Source organism: Aeoliella mucimassa (assembly GCF_007748035.1).
Classification (GTDB): domain Bacteria; phylum Planctomycetota; class Planctomycetia; order Pirellulales; family Lacipirellulaceae; genus Aeoliella; species Aeoliella mucimassa.
This window is the reverse complement of sequence record NZ_CP036278.1, coordinates 6,500,150-6,517,720: the sequence shown is the minus strand read 5'-3', so window position 1 is coordinate 6,517,720 and position 17,571 is coordinate 6,500,150. Positions and strand designations below refer to the sequence as shown.

13 protein-coding genes are annotated in these 17,571 nt (G+C 60.7%); 7 read left to right on the top strand and 6 right to left on the bottom strand.

Annotated elements, in window-relative coordinates; genetic code table 11:
- Nucleotides 1-44: 44 nt before the first annotated feature.
- The 4 genes from Pan181_RS25500 (at nt 45) to Pan181_RS26410 (ending at nt 3,723) form a co-directional block, all read left to right on the top strand.
- Nucleotides 45-1,097: an anti-sigma factor family protein gene (locus tag Pan181_RS25500; RefSeq protein ID WP_145251780.1), complete on the top strand. Its 1,053-nt coding sequence runs from the start codon at nt 45-47 to the stop codon at nt 1,095-1,097.
- A 311-nt stretch (nt 1,098-1,408) separates the two neighbouring features.
- Nucleotides 1,409-2,245, top strand: a complete 837-nt coding sequence (locus tag Pan181_RS25495; RefSeq protein WP_145251778.1) for a hypothetical protein — start codon at nt 1,409-1,411, stop codon at nt 2,243-2,245.
- Nucleotides 2,246-2,374: 129 nt separating this feature from the next.
- Nucleotides 2,375-3,241, top strand: coding sequence for a ParA family protein (locus Pan181_RS25490; RefSeq protein WP_145251776.1), 867 nt, complete (start codon nt 2,375-2,377; stop codon nt 3,239-3,241).
- 335 nt (nt 3,242-3,576) lie between these two features.
- Nucleotides 3,577-3,723, top strand: a complete 147-nt coding sequence (locus Pan181_RS26410; protein WP_197528713.1) for a hypothetical protein — start codon at nt 3,577-3,579, stop codon at nt 3,721-3,723.
- A gap of 39 nt (nt 3,724-3,762) precedes the next feature.
- Here Pan181_RS26410 and Pan181_RS25485 read toward each other — a convergent pair whose 3' ends face one another.
- A complete protein-coding gene (locus tag Pan181_RS25485; RefSeq protein ID WP_145251774.1) occupies nt 3,763-6,021 on the bottom strand; it encodes an NfeD family protein in 2,259 nt (752 codons plus the stop codon).
- A 258-nt stretch (nt 6,022-6,279) separates the two neighbouring features.
- Here Pan181_RS25485 and Pan181_RS25480 point away from each other — a divergent pair, with 258 nt between their 5' ends.
- Entirely contained in the window at nt 6,280-7,902 is a 1,623-nt protein-coding gene (locus Pan181_RS25480) for a prenyltransferase/squalene oxidase repeat-containing protein (RefSeq protein ID WP_145251772.1), read from the top strand.
- 27 nt (nt 7,903-7,929) lie between these two features.
- Here the strand turns inward: Pan181_RS25480 and Pan181_RS25475 are convergent, their stop codons facing one another.
- The 4 genes from Pan181_RS25475 to Pan181_RS25460 form a co-directional block, all read right to left on the bottom strand.
- The gene (locus tag Pan181_RS25475; protein WP_145251770.1) at nt 7,930-8,823 is read right to left on the bottom strand and encodes a hypothetical protein; all 894 of its coding nucleotides are present in this window, start codon (nt 8,821-8,823) and stop codon (nt 7,930-7,932) included.
- A 193-nt stretch (nt 8,824-9,016) separates the two neighbouring features.
- Complete coding sequence (locus Pan181_RS25470) at nt 9,017-9,217, bottom strand: small basic protein (protein WP_145251768.1); 201 nt, start codon at nt 9,215-9,217, stop codon at nt 9,017-9,019.
- A 225-nt stretch (nt 9,218-9,442) separates the two neighbouring features.
- Entirely contained in the window at nt 9,443-10,702 is a 1,260-nt protein-coding gene (locus Pan181_RS25465; protein WP_145251766.1) for a glycoside hydrolase family 71/99-like protein, read from the bottom strand.
- 50 nt (nt 10,703-10,752) lie between these two features.
- On the bottom strand, nt 10,753-13,701 hold the full coding sequence (locus tag Pan181_RS25460) for a hypothetical protein (RefSeq protein ID WP_145251764.1): 2,949 nt from the start codon (nt 13,699-13,701) through the stop codon (nt 10,753-10,755).
- 191 nt (nt 13,702-13,892) lie between these two features.
- Here Pan181_RS25460 and Pan181_RS25455 point away from each other — a divergent pair, with 191 nt between their 5' ends.
- Nucleotides 13,893-14,621, top strand: a complete 729-nt coding sequence (locus tag Pan181_RS25455) for a sugar phosphate isomerase/epimerase family protein (protein ID WP_197528711.1) — start codon at nt 13,893-13,895, stop codon at nt 14,619-14,621.
- A 51-nt stretch (nt 14,622-14,672) separates the two neighbouring features.
- On the opposite strand, the gene Pan181_RS25450 is transcribed toward Pan181_RS25455, so the two are convergent.
- Complete coding sequence (locus Pan181_RS25450; protein ID WP_145251760.1) at nt 14,673-15,398, bottom strand: ABC transporter ATP-binding protein; 726 nt, start codon at nt 15,396-15,398, stop codon at nt 14,673-14,675.
- A gap of 195 nt (nt 15,399-15,593) precedes the next feature.
- Between Pan181_RS25450 and Pan181_RS25445 the strand changes: the two genes are divergently transcribed.
- Complete coding sequence (locus Pan181_RS25445; protein ID WP_145251758.1) at nt 15,594-17,411, top strand: TIGR03790 family protein; 1,818 nt, start codon at nt 15,594-15,596, stop codon at nt 17,409-17,411.
- Nucleotides 17,412-17,571: the final 160 nt, after the last annotated feature.

Below are 17,571 nucleotides of genomic sequence, written 5' to 3'. Positions count from 1 at the left end.
GCCTTGAGTATCCTTTTTACTGTCTTAATTTCTGCATAAGTTCGATGCGCGAAGATCTGATAGCCTACGCCTTGGATGAACTGGACGATGTTGATCGCCAGAAAGTCGAAGAGTTGCTGGCCAGCGATCCCGATCTGCGGGCCGAGCTGGATCAGATTCAATGTTGCTTGCAGGGGTTCGAAGAGGACGACTGCGAGTGCGAAGACATGCCGAGCGACCTGGCCGATCGCACGACGGCCGGCATCCTCTCCGGCAGTATCGTCTGTCCGTCGGAGACCGACGGATTGAAGCCCGATCTGAATTATGGATCGGTCCACGCGTTCATGTCGCCGATGGACATGACCGTTGCCATTGGTATTCTCATTACCATCGGCAGCTTGCTGATTCCAGCGATCTACAACAATCGCAACGCGAATCAGAAATTGACTTGTACAAACAACCTACGGCAACTCGGCAACTACATGAGCCAGTATGCCGAATACAACTCGGGCCATTACTATCCGGTGGTGCGACCTTACGAACACGCGGGCATTTTTGCCTCGCGTTTGCTCGACTCCGACATCACTGCTCCCGGCGAACTCGACCGCTTGTTGGTGTGCCCTTCGTCGCCGCTGGCGGAGCGACTGATGGAGCGTTCGCAAACGTTCCACGTTCCGTCGCTGGCCGACTTGTCGATGGCCAAAGGCCCTTGGCTCGTGGAGATTAAGCGATATTCGTCGGGCAGCTATGGCTATCAGCCTGGGCACGTGAATGGCCGGTTCTATCTGCCGGCGCGAGACACGAGCAATTGCCGGGTGCCGGTGCTGTCGGACACGCCGAGTCGCGTGGACAACTTCCGCACGTCGGACAACCACGGTGGGCAGTTCGTTAACGTGCTTTTCCAGGACGGCAGCGTTCGCTCGCTGACCCAACCGATGATAGCACCGAACTGCGATCACTTGTTCCTGAACGCCGAAGGGGTTCCCTCGGTCAGCCATGAGTGGAACGACGCGGTATTGCTCACAAGCGAAGCGACGCCTGGCGAGCAGTTCCCGGTGCAGCCGATGCCGCAGGCGGTGTACCGCTTCTTTCTGAAGATCGAAACTCGGCAGCCCTAGCGACTTGCTGGGCGATGGTGCAAATCGGGGTCGAAAGGTGCAATCCGGCAACATGGCCGGGATGGCTGGTGTAGCCATTTGGCAACGTCGACGCTGGGTGGATTCGGCACTCGGTGACAGAAACCCCTGAAAACAACGTGTTACAGCTCGTCGGCCGACGTTTGGCACGAGGGGTGCATAAAGGGTAAGCAGGTTCTCCAGAGAAGGGCTTTGCAGCGGTCGGTTGCCGTTGGCTCCGGCCGCTGCTTTGCTTTCTGGCTCACTCCCCCTGCCACCCAGGCACCCCGCGCCGTGTCCCCCCGATATTGCCGATGCAACTGCAAGAACTGCTCGAAGTAGCCGGACTGCTCGCCTCGAACGCCCGCTGGCTTGCGAACGAACAACCCTCGTTGGACGAACAGTCGATTGTCGACTACTGGGTCGCTTCGCGATGCCGATTCGACCGCTGGGGCTACGACTTACGAACCTACGCGAAAGCAGCCGAGAAATCGGACAGCCGCCCGCTGACGCCGCGACTGTACCGCCTGGCGTCCGAGATTGAAGTGAGCGAAGTGCTCGCCCGCACGCTGGCCGCGCTGGGCTACGCTCACGACACCGCTGCCGGCCGACAAGACACGGCGCCGATTACCACGAACATCCTGGCCGGGCATCGCGACATCACGAAACGCTTGAATGGACTGATCGCAAACCGCGACGATACCGCGTTCCGCGACGTGGTGCGGTTCCGCGACTTGCGAAGCAAGCTCCGCAGCCTGACCGACGAACTCGTGGCTTGTTACTTGCCGTTTGCCCAGGTCGCGCCGTTTGCCCATGATCCTCGCCAGGTGGTGAAGCACGGGCAGCGAGCCGCTAGCCGAGTGGCCCGCGGCGGCGAATCGGCCGATTGGTCGACACTGCGAGGCACGATCGCGACGTTCCGTAACCTGTGCAACGAGTACGGACCGAACAACGAAGAGAACCACCGCGTGGCGGCTGCCGCCATGGGGTTCTTCGCTCCCGAGCTGTTCGACAGCTACGGGCTGCTCCGCAGCACCTGGCTGCGGCGGCTCGAACGAGTGGAGGGGGAAACCAGCGTGCTGCTCGACGAATGGATGGCCACCGAGGTCTCGGCGAATCCTCAGCCGGTGAACCGCATCGCCGAGTTGTAGCTTGGTTTTCAAAGGGCTGCGTGCTAGCACTCCGTTGAGAACTGCTCTGTGACGGCTAGCCTTGGTCTTCTAAACTCGTCGCCCGAATAGTACTGCTTCCAGACCTGCGTCGGCAAAGGATTGCCCCTTATGCGCTCGATTGCCATTATCAACCAAAAAGGTGGTGTGGGAAAAACCACCACTGCTGTGAACCTGAGCGCTGGCTTGGCGAAGGCCGGTAAGCGTGTCGGTCTTGTGGACTTGGATCCGCAAGCTCACGCAACGCTGCACGTAGGGGTCGACCCTCGCAGCCCCCGGAACACGACCTACCATCTACTGACCGGCGACGCAGAGTTCGCTGGCATGTGGCGCACCGTGGACGACGGACTGAAGGTGGCGGCCGCGCATCTCGATCTAGCAGCGGCCGAAATCGAACTGGCTGGCGTCGTCGGGCGCGAAGTGATTCTCCGCGACAAGCTCGCGAAGGTGGCCGACGACCTCGACTACCTGATCATCGATTGCCCCCCATCGCTCGGCCTGCTGACGCTCAACGCCCTGGCGGCCGTGGAAGATGTGTTTCTGCCGTTGCAGCCGCACTTCCTCGCACTGCATGGTTTGAGCAAGCTGATGCAAACCGTCGGGCTGGTAGCCAGCCGCTTGAACGACCGATTGCGCATGGCCGGCGTGGTGCTCTGCTTGTACGAGTCGGGCACTCGGCTCGCGAACGAAGTCGCCAGCGACGTCGACGACTACTTCTCGCGCCTGCGGGACGAAGGTCCGGTATGGCAGCACGTGCGGCTGTTCAGTTCGAGGGTTCGCCGCAACATCCGCCTGGCCGAAGCTCCGAGCTTTGGGCAGTCGATCTTTGGGTACGACGCGACTTCGGCCGGAGCATCCGACTACCAGGCACTCACCAGCGAGGTGCTCTCCTACTACGCAGGGCGTGCGTTGTTGGAGACGACAACCGCCCCGAGCCCAGCCCCTCCGGTGCTGGTGGATCAGCGACGCGCGGCATAGGGAAACTGGCTATTTCTGGCATGGTTGGGTTATAGCGGTCGTGAGATATACGGCCGACAACTAAGCGCAAACTTGCTAGTGTTTGTCTGCTAGTTCCGCGTGCTGCAGGAAACCGATGTATCCTATAGCAATTCACCTAATGAGAGTATTTGCTGTGGATGCCCAGCGGTGACCAAGCACTAGGCATTTGCACAGGCAAGCAGCTGGATGGAAGCAGGGAGATCCTTCCATCCGACGCGAGCCAAGCCCCCCAGAGATTTACAGGCACGCGGGATTGAGACGATGCACAACGTACTTGCCCCCTTTGCGGACAGCGATCAAGGCGCGCCAGCCAGATGAATGCCAGTGAGACGCCTCAAGGGATGCTCTCTGCGCGGGAAGTAGAAGACATCCTGGAGAAGGCCATGCCGAAGGGGATGCGGCTGCCAAAGCCGGCGCACGTAAATGTGGCGGAGAGTCGCGACGAAAGCGACGACGACTAGTCGCGGTTGGCCAAGGCTAGCCCCCTACCCTGCCCTGCTCTACTGTACTTCGCGAACTTCAACCCGACTGCCGCGGGTGCTGACGACTTCGACCGTTGCGCCGCGATCAATGGCGCTACCCACGGCGATGACATCGACCAACTCGCCATCGAACTCGGCTCGTCCTGATGGCATCAACGGTGTGGTCGTTACGCCGCGATGGCCCATCAGGTGGGAGAACTCGGCCAGGCTCTCTCGATAATTGAGCTGCTGCAGTTCTTCGCCAGCAGGTCCGGTGAGCATGATCTCGTTGAGGATCGGAATGCTCGGCAGAAACCGGCGCAGCACCAGCCCCATTACCACCATAAGTATGCCGGAGGTCGCCACCACGGCGAGCGAGGTTTGCAGCTCCTGGTAGTCTTCGGCGGTTCGCGGAATCAGGTGGTGCTGTCCAGCCAGAACCAGCGAAGCGACCACCATCAGGGCGCCGCCGAGTCCGAAGATGCCGAGCCCCGGCAGCACGAACACTTCGAGCATGATGGAGAGCATGCCGCCGACGAACAGCAGGATCTCGAGCCAGGAGGCCGAGCCATCGGTCGCCTTGCTCCAGAAGAACAGCAAAATCGCGAGCGCGGCGATGAAGCCACCAATGCCCATGCCGGGGGTGTGGAGTTCGAAATAGATACCACAGAAGGCAATCACGATCAGCAGTACCGCGACGCCGGGCGAGGCGAGTCCCTCGGCAATTTCTTGAGTCCAGGTCACACGGACTTCGGGCGGGCTGGATTCGAAACCGTAAATCTGGTTGAGTTCTTCCGCGTTGCGAACCACATGGCTGACAATGTCGAAGGCGACGAGTTGGTCGCTATCGAGCTTGAGTACCTCGCCTGGCGTGGTAATCGGATCGCCGCGGCGCCAGTCTTTGCTGTCGCTTTGCTGTTTGGCTTCGTCTTCGCAAAAAAGTCGCTCGGCGCCGGTTTGGGTGTTGGTGTAGCGGAACACCTCGAGATCGGGATCGACCATGGCCAGCAGCAGCGACCAGGTTCGCGTGGTATTGGGGATCGTCGCTTGGATCGCATCGCGGAGCGCGGCGATCTGCGATTCGTCGAGCGGCATGCCGTTTTCGCCGCCGATTTTGGCTCCAGGGTGCACCACCAGTTGGTTGGCCGACAGGGCAACCAGTGCAGCGACTCCGCCCGCTTCTTCCGGCACGTAGGCAACCACTCGGCGGTTATCGGCACCGATCTCGGCCAGGTACGAAGCCAGCCCCATCGCGGCGGAAGGCCGGCCGCCGAAGCTGTGGATGCGGATGCCGATCCAGTTGCTGTCGTTCATCAAGATTTCGTTGTCGATCAGCCGCACCGCGCGGCGCTGCGACGAAGCATCGATAGGCCCTTCCAGCGTGTACATCACGGGACGCCAGTCGGCTACCATGCTGGCCGCTTCGGAGAGCGACCCATCCTTCAAGCCAAGATCTCTGGCAAGCTCATCTAGGGTATCGAGCTTCAGACGCACCGTGCCTGAATCGCGTGCTTCGCTGGCGGAGAGCAATCCCATCGATCCGGCCGGGATCAACGTGGTGGAATCGATCACGGTTTCCTTTTGCTCCAGTGCTTCGAGCTGGTCGGCCTCGATGTACTCGTTCCGCGCTTCGGTGGTCACCTTGAGCACTTCGACCGAGGGATCGATCAGACCGACGACAATCGCTTCGGGAGCGGTACGGCGGTCGCGGGCGATCTGGCGATAACCTTCGATCACCGCCGGATCGATCGGGCGAGTCGGATCTTCGTCGATGCCGGCTTCCCCGAACTCGGCGGTCGAGGCGATCGCGATCTTCTCGCAAGCGAGGGCGACCAGAACGTTGTGGCCTTTGATGCTCTGGGGAAGAAAGGCACAGGTCTCGATGCCGGTCATGTTGGTGCTGGTTAGGTAGCGGGCGATCGACTGGGCGCGGGAGAAATCGGTGCCTTGCCCAAAACCGTCGGCCCCGGCCAGGGGGACGAATTCGATGACAATCACCGGACGCTGGCCATTGCCCGGCTCGGCCAGCAGTTGCTTGCGAGTGCGGTCGAGCATGCTGCGAAAAGCCGAATCGGCGTTGCCGGTGATCGGCAGACGCAGCCGGAGCAATCGCGCAGGTCGCTTCTCCTCTTGCTGCTGTTCGGCGGGGTCAGCCGCATCGGCCTGGTCTGGCTGGGCGTGGGCGAAACTCCCCGCGACGACCGCAAATAGGCACAAAACAGGTACCAAAAGCAATGGTTTTGTGACTATTCTGGAGTAGGTATCGGTGGTCAGCGGCATGACAAAGCGTCCTAGCATGGGGCGGGTATCTGCGGCGAAATTATAGGTCTGCTGGTGCCTGAGGGCAAAGCGTTTCCCGCGATAGCGACTACGCCATGGATACGGGTATTTCGGCCTTTAGCGAGGCATATTGCCCTGAGAAACTAGGGAATTAAGCAAAGCGAATAACTGGCCGGTCGCAAGGCGATTTGTTAGGATAGAAAGATGGAACAGGTCTGGCTCCTTCTCTTTTGCTAGACGAAGTCGTCCCATGACTTAAACGGGTGCGAGAGGTACATGGCTACATCATCATCTTCCCCTGATCTACCCGTCAACATTGTGACCGGCAGCGCGGTGGCAGATAAACCGAATAAGGGACAGAGCCCCAAGCCACAGCGAGCGCAGGCGGAAGCTGCTGACGACCAGCTGCTCGAAGAAGATTCGCGTGGTTTTCTCGGCCGGTTTTTCACCAGTGGTGCAAGCTGGATGACAAGCTTGATCGTGCACATGGTCATCATCATCGCGCTGGCGCTGATGATCGTGCCGATGCCGCCGCAGGTGACCGCGCTGCTGTCGTCGGCCCCCTCGGAAGACATTAACGACGAAGTGCTGGATGTACCGGATGTCGACTTCAGCGAAGTCGACGTGGAGATCACTCCTGAAGAAATCGTCGACCAGCCCGACGTGGAAGCCATTGAAGAGGTGGTGAAAGAGTCGCTGTTCGAGGATCAGTTCTCCGCCCCGCCGGCTGCGGTGGAGCTTTCGGACTTCGGCCTCACCAGCGCTCCTGAGGTGGCGACCGCGGGCATTGGCTCGTACGACGAAGGCGAGTACACCGGCCGTGGCCATGCAGCCCGCGCAAAAGCCGTACGCGACGGCGGCGGCAACGCTTCGAGCGAAGCGGCCGTGGAAGCCGCGCTCGCCTGGTTAGCCGAACACCAGAACCGCGATGGCTCTTGGCACCTCGATCACCGGGGTGGTACCTGCCAAGGCCAGTGTGGCAATCCTGGCTCGATTGAAGACTCGTACCGCTCGGCGACTGCCTTGGCGCTGTTGCCCTTCCTGGGAGCTGGCCAAACGCGGTTCGAAGGCAAATATCGCTCGGTCGTGGGTCGTGGACTCGACGCGTTGGTGCGGATGGGCGAGAAGCCCCGCCAGGGGGCAGGCGTCTCCTGGGCCGACGGCGGCACCATGTACGCCCACGGCATCGCGGCCATCGCCATGTGCGAGGCCTACGGCATGACCAACGAAAGTCAGCTGGCCATGCCCGCTCAGGCTGCGATCGACTACATCGTGTCGTCGCAGAATCCCAACGACGGCGGCTGGCGTTACAACTACCAGATGGCCGGCGACACTTCGGTCACCGGTTGGCAGCTCATGGCCCTCAAGAGCGCCCACTTGGCCAACTTGCAGGTGCCTCACTCCACGGTGGAGGGAGCGATGCGGTTCCTCGACTTCGTGGAGCAAGACGACTACGGCAGCGCGTACGCTTACATGCCCGAAGGCAAGAACGGCGGCTATCGCCCTGGTATGAGTTCCGTCGGCCTGCTCTGCCGGATGTACCTCGGTTGGAAAAAAGACAGCCAGGGGATCACTCAAGGCGTCGAGCGGATTGCCAACGTGGGACCCTCGGCAAGCGACTACTACTACAACTATTACGCGGCTCAGTTGCTGTTCCAGTACACGAATGGCCGCGGCCCCATGTGGCGTCAATGGAACGAACGCCTGCGGGATCAGCTGATCAAAACGCAGGAGAAAGAGGGCCACCTGAAAGGCAGCTGGTTCGTGAACAACGGGCACGATAGCGAAAAAGGTGGTCGGCTCTACTGCACCGCTCTGGGGTGCATGACCCTGGAGGTCTACTACCGCCATATGCCGATCTATCGCACCGATGCGGTGGAGATGGAGTTCCCCGAGTAACTTGCGTCCGTTTGCACGGGGCGGCGGTTACTTGCTGTACTTGGCCTGCATCTGCACGTTGAGCTTACCGCTGACGAACGTGGTTTCGGCCGAGCTGTAGCTGCCAATGGTGGTGGCCATGGCGAGCGGTCCGCTAAGCGACATCGCCCGGGTGCGGCAGGTGTCGGACTCGACGACCAACTCCCCGGCCAGCGAAAGCTTGAGCTGTGTGGTCTCGGCGCCTGCGGTTTCCATCTCGATTTGGAAGCGAGCCAGGTTCTGGTCGACAACATGCTCCAGGAGCGTCAGTCGAAACGTGGCGACCGTGCCGAGGGTGCCATCGGCCGACAGCAGTGCGTCGCCGACCTCTTTGGGTACTTCCACGGTTTCGCCGACCTTCAGGGTGCGACCATCGAGGAAGTCGGCCATCGGATTCGGACGCCCGAGCGCTACCATGCTCTCGCTCACCAGCGAGAACTCGTCGGGCGTGGCAAAGCTGCCGTCGGCCCGGGTCACGGTGAGCGTATCGTCCGCTTCGCGAACGCAGGCGTACGTGTTGCCGACCACAGGTTGCTTGACCGATTCGGTATCTTTCCGGCGATCGTACTTGCTGAAGTACACGCGGGCAGCACTCGTTTTGCCTTCGCCGACGCGGTCGATCAGCACCGTGCGGTGCTGGGTACGGCCGATGGTGTTATCGCTGGTGTCGACCACCTGCTGGCCACGGCGGACCGTCGATTTCATTTCGAGCGAGACTTCCAGCTGCTGATCGATGCGATCGCCCTGCTTGGCGGGTGCCTTGGTGAAGGTTGCCTGCTTGGCGACGTTGGTCGGCAGCACCAGCGACTCGTAAGCGGCCAGCTTGGGGCGGTCGGTTTGAGCGAACGAGCAAACAGGCAGCGCAGCACTCAACAGCAGTGCAAACAACGAGCAAAGACGCATCGGGAACCTCGCCGGCAGGACGGGCAAAAGGAATCGCCGGCAAGAACGCCTCGCCGACGGCGAGGCGGATGATTCCTGGTTTGCTGGCAGAGGTCAAGGCCGACTTGAGCTGGCAAGGTCGATTTACCAGCACTGCTGGCAGCAGCAAAGAGAGGAGAAGCGGAGCAGCGCGACCCGCAGGCCGCGGCGACGATTAATCTTCGTCGTCCTTCGACTTCTTCTTTTTCTTCTTCATGGTGAGCTTGCGAACCCGCACCTTCGGCAAGCCGAGCGGCGAGTCGCCTTCTTCCCAGCGGCCCGACTCGACGAGCACCTTGAGCCGTTCCACGCGTGTCATCACGCTGCGGTTGGTTGCCATGCCACGCTTTACTTTCAGGCTCTTATCGATAGTCATCGTAACAATACGCTGGGTAAGGGGTTGCGTTTAGTCACCCTAAGGTGAGCAGCAAAAAACACTCGACGGCCCCGTAATATAGACGTTGGTGAGTCGAGGTAAAAGGGGGGAACCTGCACGCGGACGGGAATTTGGACCCCCAAACGCTAGCAAAATCGGCCAATTCGCGAGATTCTGGCAGCTGGCAGGGGGGGCAGGAGGCTCCTCCCCGCCGGGGGGATTGGGCTACTGCTCGCGTTTTGGCACCTCGGCGGCAAAGTCGCCCTCGCCCCGCAGCATGCGGCCAACCTGCCCGGTGAGCCACAGGTAGTGATCGCTGGGCAGGCCGGGTTCGGCGGCGAAGCTCGACTCCCCGACCGGCGGGTCGTTGCGGACTTTGAAAATGGCGGTCCCTTCGTCTAGCTCGTCGAACATCGCAACGTACTGCATGCGGGTACCCTGCTGGTGGTAGTTCCAAACCTGGCTCCAGAAGAACTCGCCGGCGAGCCTCGGCATGGCGTTCAGCTTGGCCTTCTGACCGCGAAGCTCCATCAGGTTGTGCCAGCTGAACCCAGGAAACGCGACCGGCAGGTAGTCGATCTTCCGCTCGTTGCACCAGGCCAGATCGTCGGGCACGACCGACTGGATGTGGCGGGCGGCCTCGGCCGGGGTGCCGAAGCGACCGACTGCCCACGGGCTAACGACCTCGGCCTGAGCCATCAAGTCGTGCAGGCGGGGATCGTCGATCGTGTCGCGATTGAGCGTGCGCCAGTAGGTGGGCACACCGAGCATCAGGCTAAAGCCGCCGTCGATGGCTTCGTGCTGAAAGAAATCGATCAGCTGTCGCCACTCGTCGAGCCCAGCGGCCCGGTCGTTAAAGCCGAGTCCCCAGAGGGCGATCAGTGGTTTGCCGCGATGCTTTAGATAAGCGGGATCGTGCTCGGCGTTGGCGACGTTCAAGGTTTGCTGCAGGTGCCGCCAGTCCTGTTTGACCTCGGCAAAGCGATTGGGAGTCATGCCGCTCAGGTCGTACATGAGCACCCACTGCCGGCCGGTGTCGCGGGCGGCTTGCTGGCTGTAACGCAGCACCGCATCCATCGTCTGGCGATGACGCTGATCGCGGCAGTCGGTCGGAAAACGCTGCACGAACACCCCGTCGATGCCATACTCCTGCATCCAGCGAAAGTGCATGGCGACCGTCGATTGTCGCGGCGAGCTGAACACCTGGGCCACACTGCCATCGGCATGACGAAACGGAGTGTCGATGCGATCCTCGGGAGAAAGCTCGCGGACGTCGGGCCAGAGGTCGATGGTGCACCGCCCTGGTTCGAAGCGGGAGCCGCTCGCGTAGTGACGCCAGTTGCCGCCAGCATCGTCCTGCGGCACCCGGAACCATCCTTGGTAACCGCACATGACTTTGCCTTCGAGGCCATCGACGGTTTCCGCCTGAACAGCGGTCGAGATGGTCAGAAACAACAGCGTGAGTAGCAGGCGTGTGATGTTCATGCGCCTGATCTTACCCGCAGGCGATTCGGGATACGACTATTTTCGCTTGGCTAGCTGCTGCTGGGCCCCGTGGTCGCGGTGGTTGCTGGAACCGTCGCCGGGGATGTGGCTGGAAGGGTGGCGGGAGCAGTCGCCGGAACGGTCGACGGCCGAGCGGGTGGCTTTGGCTCTTCCGCCGGTAGTTCGCCCCCTTCGACCGCCTTGAAGCGATAGATCAGCACGCGGCTGCCGTTGATCTCTTCGGCCCGCAGTCGCAACGTGTTGCCGAGCAGTTGCTCGCCATTGGGGTACTGATACAGCTTGGTGTTGCCATCGGGGCCGAGCATCACCACCTGGGTCCGTTTACGTCGTCGCCCTTTCGCGTAGAGCAGGCACTTGAAGTCGCTGGTCTGCCCGTTGTTGTTGGTCATCCGTTGTTCGACGATCAGTTGGCCGCGTTCGTCGATCTTCGTGGCAATGTCGATGGTGATATCGCCTAGACCAACATGCAACGTGCGCCAGACACTGAACTTGTAGATTTTGTCGGCTTCGATTTCGAAGTCGATACGGACTGCTTGCGGCCCGTAGGTGGCTTCGTCGAGCACGATGTTTATTGGCACTTCGTACGGTTCGTTGGAACCGATGGAGAACTCGCCGGAGCGGGGCAGGATCTCCCACTTCTTGTTCCGTCGTTCGCCGAATACCGAGAGTTCTTCATCGTCGTCATCGTCGTCGCCTTCGTCCAATCGTTCCGGCACGAAGATGGTGTACTTGCCGGTGACGCCTTGGGTGAAATGGTTCGAACCCCGAATGAGATTCGCATGAGGGCGAGCGAAGACGCTGGGGATGTTTAGCCGGTCGAACTCCACGGCCATCCGCCATTGGGTCACTGCGGGATTCAGGCCGATGATGAAGGAGGGATTCCGATCGATCTCCACCGAGACCTTGTCCTGGTCGTCGAGTTCTAAGGTCGTCCGGCGACCCCACACATCGATTTGTTCCACTTGTTCGCCGAGGTACAGATGTTCGGTCACAGGAGTATCGTTCCAGGCAATCATCAACACCTTCCCATTCGCGTCCTGAAACACGTAGTTTCGGCTATGGCTGGGCAGATCGAGCTCGCCGAGGTAATGGCATCCCCCCAGCAAACTGGCCGCGGTTCGCCACGGCAGCAATAGCTCGCCGGGCGTGCCATCGGTGTTCATCACCCCTTCGGGACCGGTGAACGGATTGCCCACGAATATGCCATCGGCACCGTGAATCTTGGCAGCCACCATCTGTCGCACGAACTGACGGACGTGGTCTTCGTGAAGCACCTCTTTTTCGTCGTCGTTCAAATCCTTCTCTTCGCGATCAAACGACGAATACATGGTGGGATCCACGAGCACCCAGCGGGCGGGTTTGCCTGGAGGGTGTTCGGCCATCTGTTTGTCGAGCTGGTCGGCCGAGAGCGGCGGAAGCGACGACATCTGTTCATATTCCCAGATCGGATCGTCGTGCGGCGGCAGCCACTCTTCCTCTTTGCCTTCCTGCGGCCATCGCCAGCCGAGTCCTAGCCGAACGTCCTGGCCGAACCGGAACAGGTGCTTGCGGATGCTCAGCAGTTTCTTGGGAAGCTCCGAGTAGCCGTAAAAGCTTGTGTCCCAGTCGTTGCCGAGCTGCCACCAGCGAAGTCGCAAGCTGAGCCGGGTCATCACGTGTTCAAACTGTGGTTGCCAGAACGACGGGTCGGTAAGCAGGATGTCGGCAATATCGGTCGGCGCGTTTGGATCGCGTTTCACAAGCGTGTCGACCAGCGGGCTATCGAGAATGCCGACCATCTCGATGTCGTTGGCCGAGGTTCGTTCGGCAAAGCGAATGATCTCTTCGCCCCGGTTGTGGTCCCCCACGGGATACCAGACGGGGAGCTTTACCCAGTGCACGCCGACGCGAGGGAGCAGCTCCGACAAGATGTCGAAGTTCAGTGGATCGTCCGCCATCGGCAGCGTCCAGCCGAATTCTCCATGTATCGGGCGGGGGAGCTTCGGTAGCACCGCCAGTGTAATCACCTTTTTCTCGAGCTGACGCTCGTAGTCGTCGACCACGTCGTTGTCGCTCGACGCTTCGCCCCCCTGCTCCTCGCGAAGCATCTCGACCCGGATCTTATAGAAGCCATAGTCTTCGATGTTGGGGGTCCAGTACTGGGTACCCTCGTAGCCGCTGGGACGGTTGCCGATAGCACCGACGATGTCGTCTGCGTTAAAGGTGTCTTCGACGATCAATCGGCCATTCAGGCGTTTGGTCGCGGTTTTGTCCTTGATTTCGCGGCTGGTTTCGTCGAGCAACTGGAAGCGAATCTCGGGATTCTGTTCACGAATGCCCGACAGCGTGCATTCCACACGCACTTCCTTGAAGTCGTTGTACACGTTGTACTGGCTGCCGGTTTTCACGACCATGCTGGGGAGCCGGTCGAGGATCACGTAGTCGAGAAACAGCTCAGCATCCAAATCGCCCCGGCGGCCGCGAGGAGCGTCGAGGTAGATCACCGCCCGGTCGATGTCGTCGGTCTTGGGACGAACCGAATCGATCTGCACGTCGTGCCATTTGCCATCGGAGATGATCGGATCGCTGTACTCCACCTGCAGACGTTCTTGTTGCCGATTGCGGAACTCGATCACCATGCGGGCTTCGGTTCGCTTGAGACCCGAGGCCTTCGCGCGGACGTAAATCTTGTAGCCGAACTTGGGGAGAATCGGGATGTCGGGAGTCGAAAGAAACGCTCCACCGCCATCAAAGTCGACTTTAAGACTGCGACCATCGTCGGCGGTTGGGTCGTCGATGATTTCAATCTTAGTGTAGTGGGGATATTCGGGGCTGGTTTGCCGCGTCCAATAGTCGGGCCAGGTGTCGTAGTTCGTGTCGTTCGACTCGTCGAACGAGTTCGCAAAAATCGCCGATTGCCCCACCTTGCGCCCATGCGCCAGCGGAGCTCCGATTAGCAGGGCAGCGATGGTCAGCAGCGAAAGCAAACGACAGAACATAAATAGCAAAATGGTTAAGGGCGAAGGCCGAGGGTAGTTGCCAATGGGTACCACGAAAATGTACCGTAGCACTACGGCCATGTTTGTATTCGGCCGAATCGCTCACCATAAACCGTCTGCCATTAATCGTGACAATCGTTAAAATAGGCTTGCCGACCCGCTCGTTAGCCAGTTCGCTCCGTCGAGCACTGATGACTGCCGCCCAGTTGCAGGCCGACGGGGTCGAGCTTGATTTCCGCACCGAGGTCCCGCTGAGCGATCTGTCGCAGACCGGCATCCGTCAGTTGCGCAAGTGGTTGGACGATGCCAACGTGCGTTTGGCCGCGGTTACTTACCCCACGCGGCGCGGATACGATGTCGCCGCCGAACTCGATCGGCGGTTGCAAGGCACTTGTCAGGCGATGCAAATCGCCGCCAAGCTCGGCGCCCGCGTGCTGGTGGGACGCATCTGCGACGATCTGCCGGCCGACGACGATCCCCGCTGCGAGGTGCTGCAGCAATCGCTCGAACTGCTGGCCCGCGAAGGCAATCGACTCGGCGCCCGCTTCGCGATCGAAACCAGTGATTTCGAACCGAGTGAGCTGGCCGCGTTGCTAGGGAAGTTCTCCGAAGGAACCTTGGCCACCGCAGTGCATCCCGGCAAGATCACCGCCGCGGGGCACGATGTGCATCAGGCCTTGGAGCAGCTGAGCGACTCGATTGCCTACGTCACTGCGGGCGACTCGATCCGCGAGTTCGGCACCGGCAAGTCGGTGGCCGTGGAGCTTGGGCGAGGCTCGGTCGACTGGCCCGCAGTCATGGCGCAGCTCGACGCCCAGGGCTATCAAGGTTGGGCCACAATCGATGGCTCGGGCACGAACGACCCAGAAACGTTCTTCGGCAATGCGGTGTCGTACCTGCGGAGCCTAAGCGGGTTCTAGCGCGGCCGAGCGAGTTGCCCGCCTGAGCAATCGGACAGCATGCTGGGGCGGTTACCACTCCAGATCTTCCGCCCGGCGCTTCTTGCTGTTGTAGTCGGTGCTGGCAATCCGCCCGTCGGAGACGTGAATCACCCGGTCGGCCATTTCGGCAATGATCGCGTTGTGGGTAATCACCGCGGTGGTGGTGCCGAGTTCTTCGTTGATGCGTTGGACGGCGTCGAGCACGAGAATGCCAGTATGCACGTCGAGCGCGCCGGTCGGTTCGTCGCACAGCAGCACGTCGGGACGCTTGGCCACGGCGCGGGCGATTGCCACCCGCTGCTGTTCGCCGCCCGAGAGTTGGGCGGGAAAGTGGGTGCGGCGTTTGGCCAGGTCGACCAGCGCCAGGGCCTCGATCGGGCTCATCGGGCTGGTGGCAATCTCGGTGATCAGGGCCACGTTCTCTTCGGCGGTCAGGCTGGGAATCAGGTTGTAGAACTGAAACACGAAGCCCACGTGCTTGCGGCGATACTGCGTAAGCGCCCGATCGTCGAACTTGGTCAAGGTTTGTCCACGGTACTCGATGGTGCCGCTGGTCGGCACGTCGAGCCCACCGAGGATGTTCAGCAAGGTGCTTTTGCCGCTACCGCTGGGGCCGAGCAGTACCACGAATTCGCCGGAGTAGAGTTCGAGGTCGACTCCCCGCAGGGCGTGCACGTCGACTTCGCCCATGTGATAGACCTTGGTCACGTCGCGGGCGGCGAAAACCAGTTCGCGTTTTTCGAGATTGCTGGACATCGTGGCCAATACCAACGCGGAAAGGGAGGACTACACGTGACGATTGTACCGGCAAAACGGCCGCAAGCGTAGCGAGTCGCCTGATGCTGGCAGCGGCGTTTGATTTGCGGCCACCGGCGTGGTGGCGTACAAAGAAAGGTGACCTTACCCCCCGCGCCCTACGAAGTTCGTCGGTAGACCGACGCTGGAGTCTTCATGCGATTGCTGAACGCCTGCCTATTTCTCGCCTTGTTGATGGCCGTGGTTTGCTCGAGCCGAAGCCAGGCGGCAGGTGGGCCTGAGAGCATCATGCTCGTGGTCAACAGCCATAGCGACTCGTCCATGGCGATCGCGAATCATTACATCCGGCTCCGCAAGATTCCCCCGCGCAACGTGATGTACCTTGATTGGCAGGGGGACACTACCAAGATCTCTGGCACCGAGTTTCGCGAGCAGATTCTGGTGCCGATTCTCAAGGAGATCGACCAGCGGAAGCTCTCCCGCCAGGTGGAGTACGTGGTTTACTCTTCCGACTTCCCCTACCGCATCGATTTCCGCGAAGAGTTCAAAGACAACAAGCCTCCGGCTCCGTTTAACTCTCAAGCGTCGCTCACCGGGGCGACTTACCTGTGGGTGTACGTGCAGCAGAACCAGCCTGGCATGGTGATGCCTTCGGTCAACTGGTACGTACCGCCAGAGGCTCGCAAGAATCAGGCGAAATGTACCACCTGTGGCAAGGTGGTCACCCGCGGTTTCGAGGCCCGCACCTACTGGTCGAAAGAAGGGGAGCCGACGACCGACCGCGAAAAGGGGCAGATGTACTTCATCTCCACCATGCTCGGAGTGACCGTCGACCGGGGCAACACCGTGGAGGAGGTCTGCAACTACCTCAGCCGGGCCAAAGCGGCCGATGCGACCCAGCCAAAGGGGACGTTCTACTTTATGAAGAACAGCGATATTCGCTCGAGCACGCGCCATGGGTGCTTCGCCGAAACGGTCGCCCAGCTGAAAGCCGAGGGGGCCCAAGCAGTGATCGAGGACGGCAAAGTACCGACCAACGCGAAAGACGTGCTGGGAATCATGGCCGGCACCGCGGGGTTCAAGGTCGACAGCTCGGTATCGATCGCCCCCGGGGCGATTTGCGAGCACTTTACCAGCTTCGGTGGCCAGTTCGATGCGATTTCGCAGACCAAACTCTCCGCCTGGCTGCAAGCCGGCGCGGCTGGCTCGAGCGGTACGGTTCGGGAACCTTACGCCGTGCAGGCAAAGTTCCCGCTCCCCAACATGCACCTGCACTACTATCGCGGTGCCTCGTTAGGCGAGGCCTATTACCAGTCGATCCCCGGGCCTTACCAGTTGCTGATCGTTGGCGATCCGCTGTGTCAGCCGTGGGCCAAGCCGCCGGAGGTGGAAGTCGCCGGAATCGAGCCCGGCCAAACCGTCCGCGGGCAGTTTCCCCTGCAAGTGAAAGTCACCCCGCAACCAGGCACCCAGGTGGAGCAGTATCAGCTGTTCATCGATGGGCTGCTGCTGGCGCAGGTTCCCAAGGCCGTGACGGTGCCGGTCGACGTGACCAAAATGGGGCATGGCTGGCACGAGTTGCGGGTTGTAGCGTCGACCAGCGACGAGATTGGCTTCCGTGGTCGAGATGTTGTGCCGTTCTACGTGGCAGCTAGCGAAGAATCGCCAGAAGAGCCGGGCGAATCGGGCGCGGACTCGGCTGAATCGTCACCTGAGCAAGGGAATTCACCTCCGATTCAACTCCAAGTTTCCCCCTCCCCATTGGTACCTGCGGATTCGATCCTCAAAGTCCGCGTGATTGGCCCTGCGGATTCTCCAGGATTTGCAATTCTGCAGAACTATCGTCAGGTAGGTTACGTAGAGGGGAGTAACGGTGAGGTGGAAATCGACACCAAACTGCTAGGACGCGGCCCGGTGTCGTTGGTGGCCCAGGAATCGGCCAGCCCCGAGGCTCCGCTCGAAACGCCGGAAGCTGCCCCGCGATCGGCTCCTTACTGGTTGTTGATTCGTTAATCGACAATCAGGTTGGAATATGCCGAGCGTGGCGACCATGGCGATGGCAGTGACTTTTTTGGCCGAGCAGAGCCGCAATCCACCGCCAGCGAGGCTTGGGTTCGTTGACAGCTACCCCCTCACGGATAGGATGAATGGAGATTGCGCAGGCCCGGTTTCC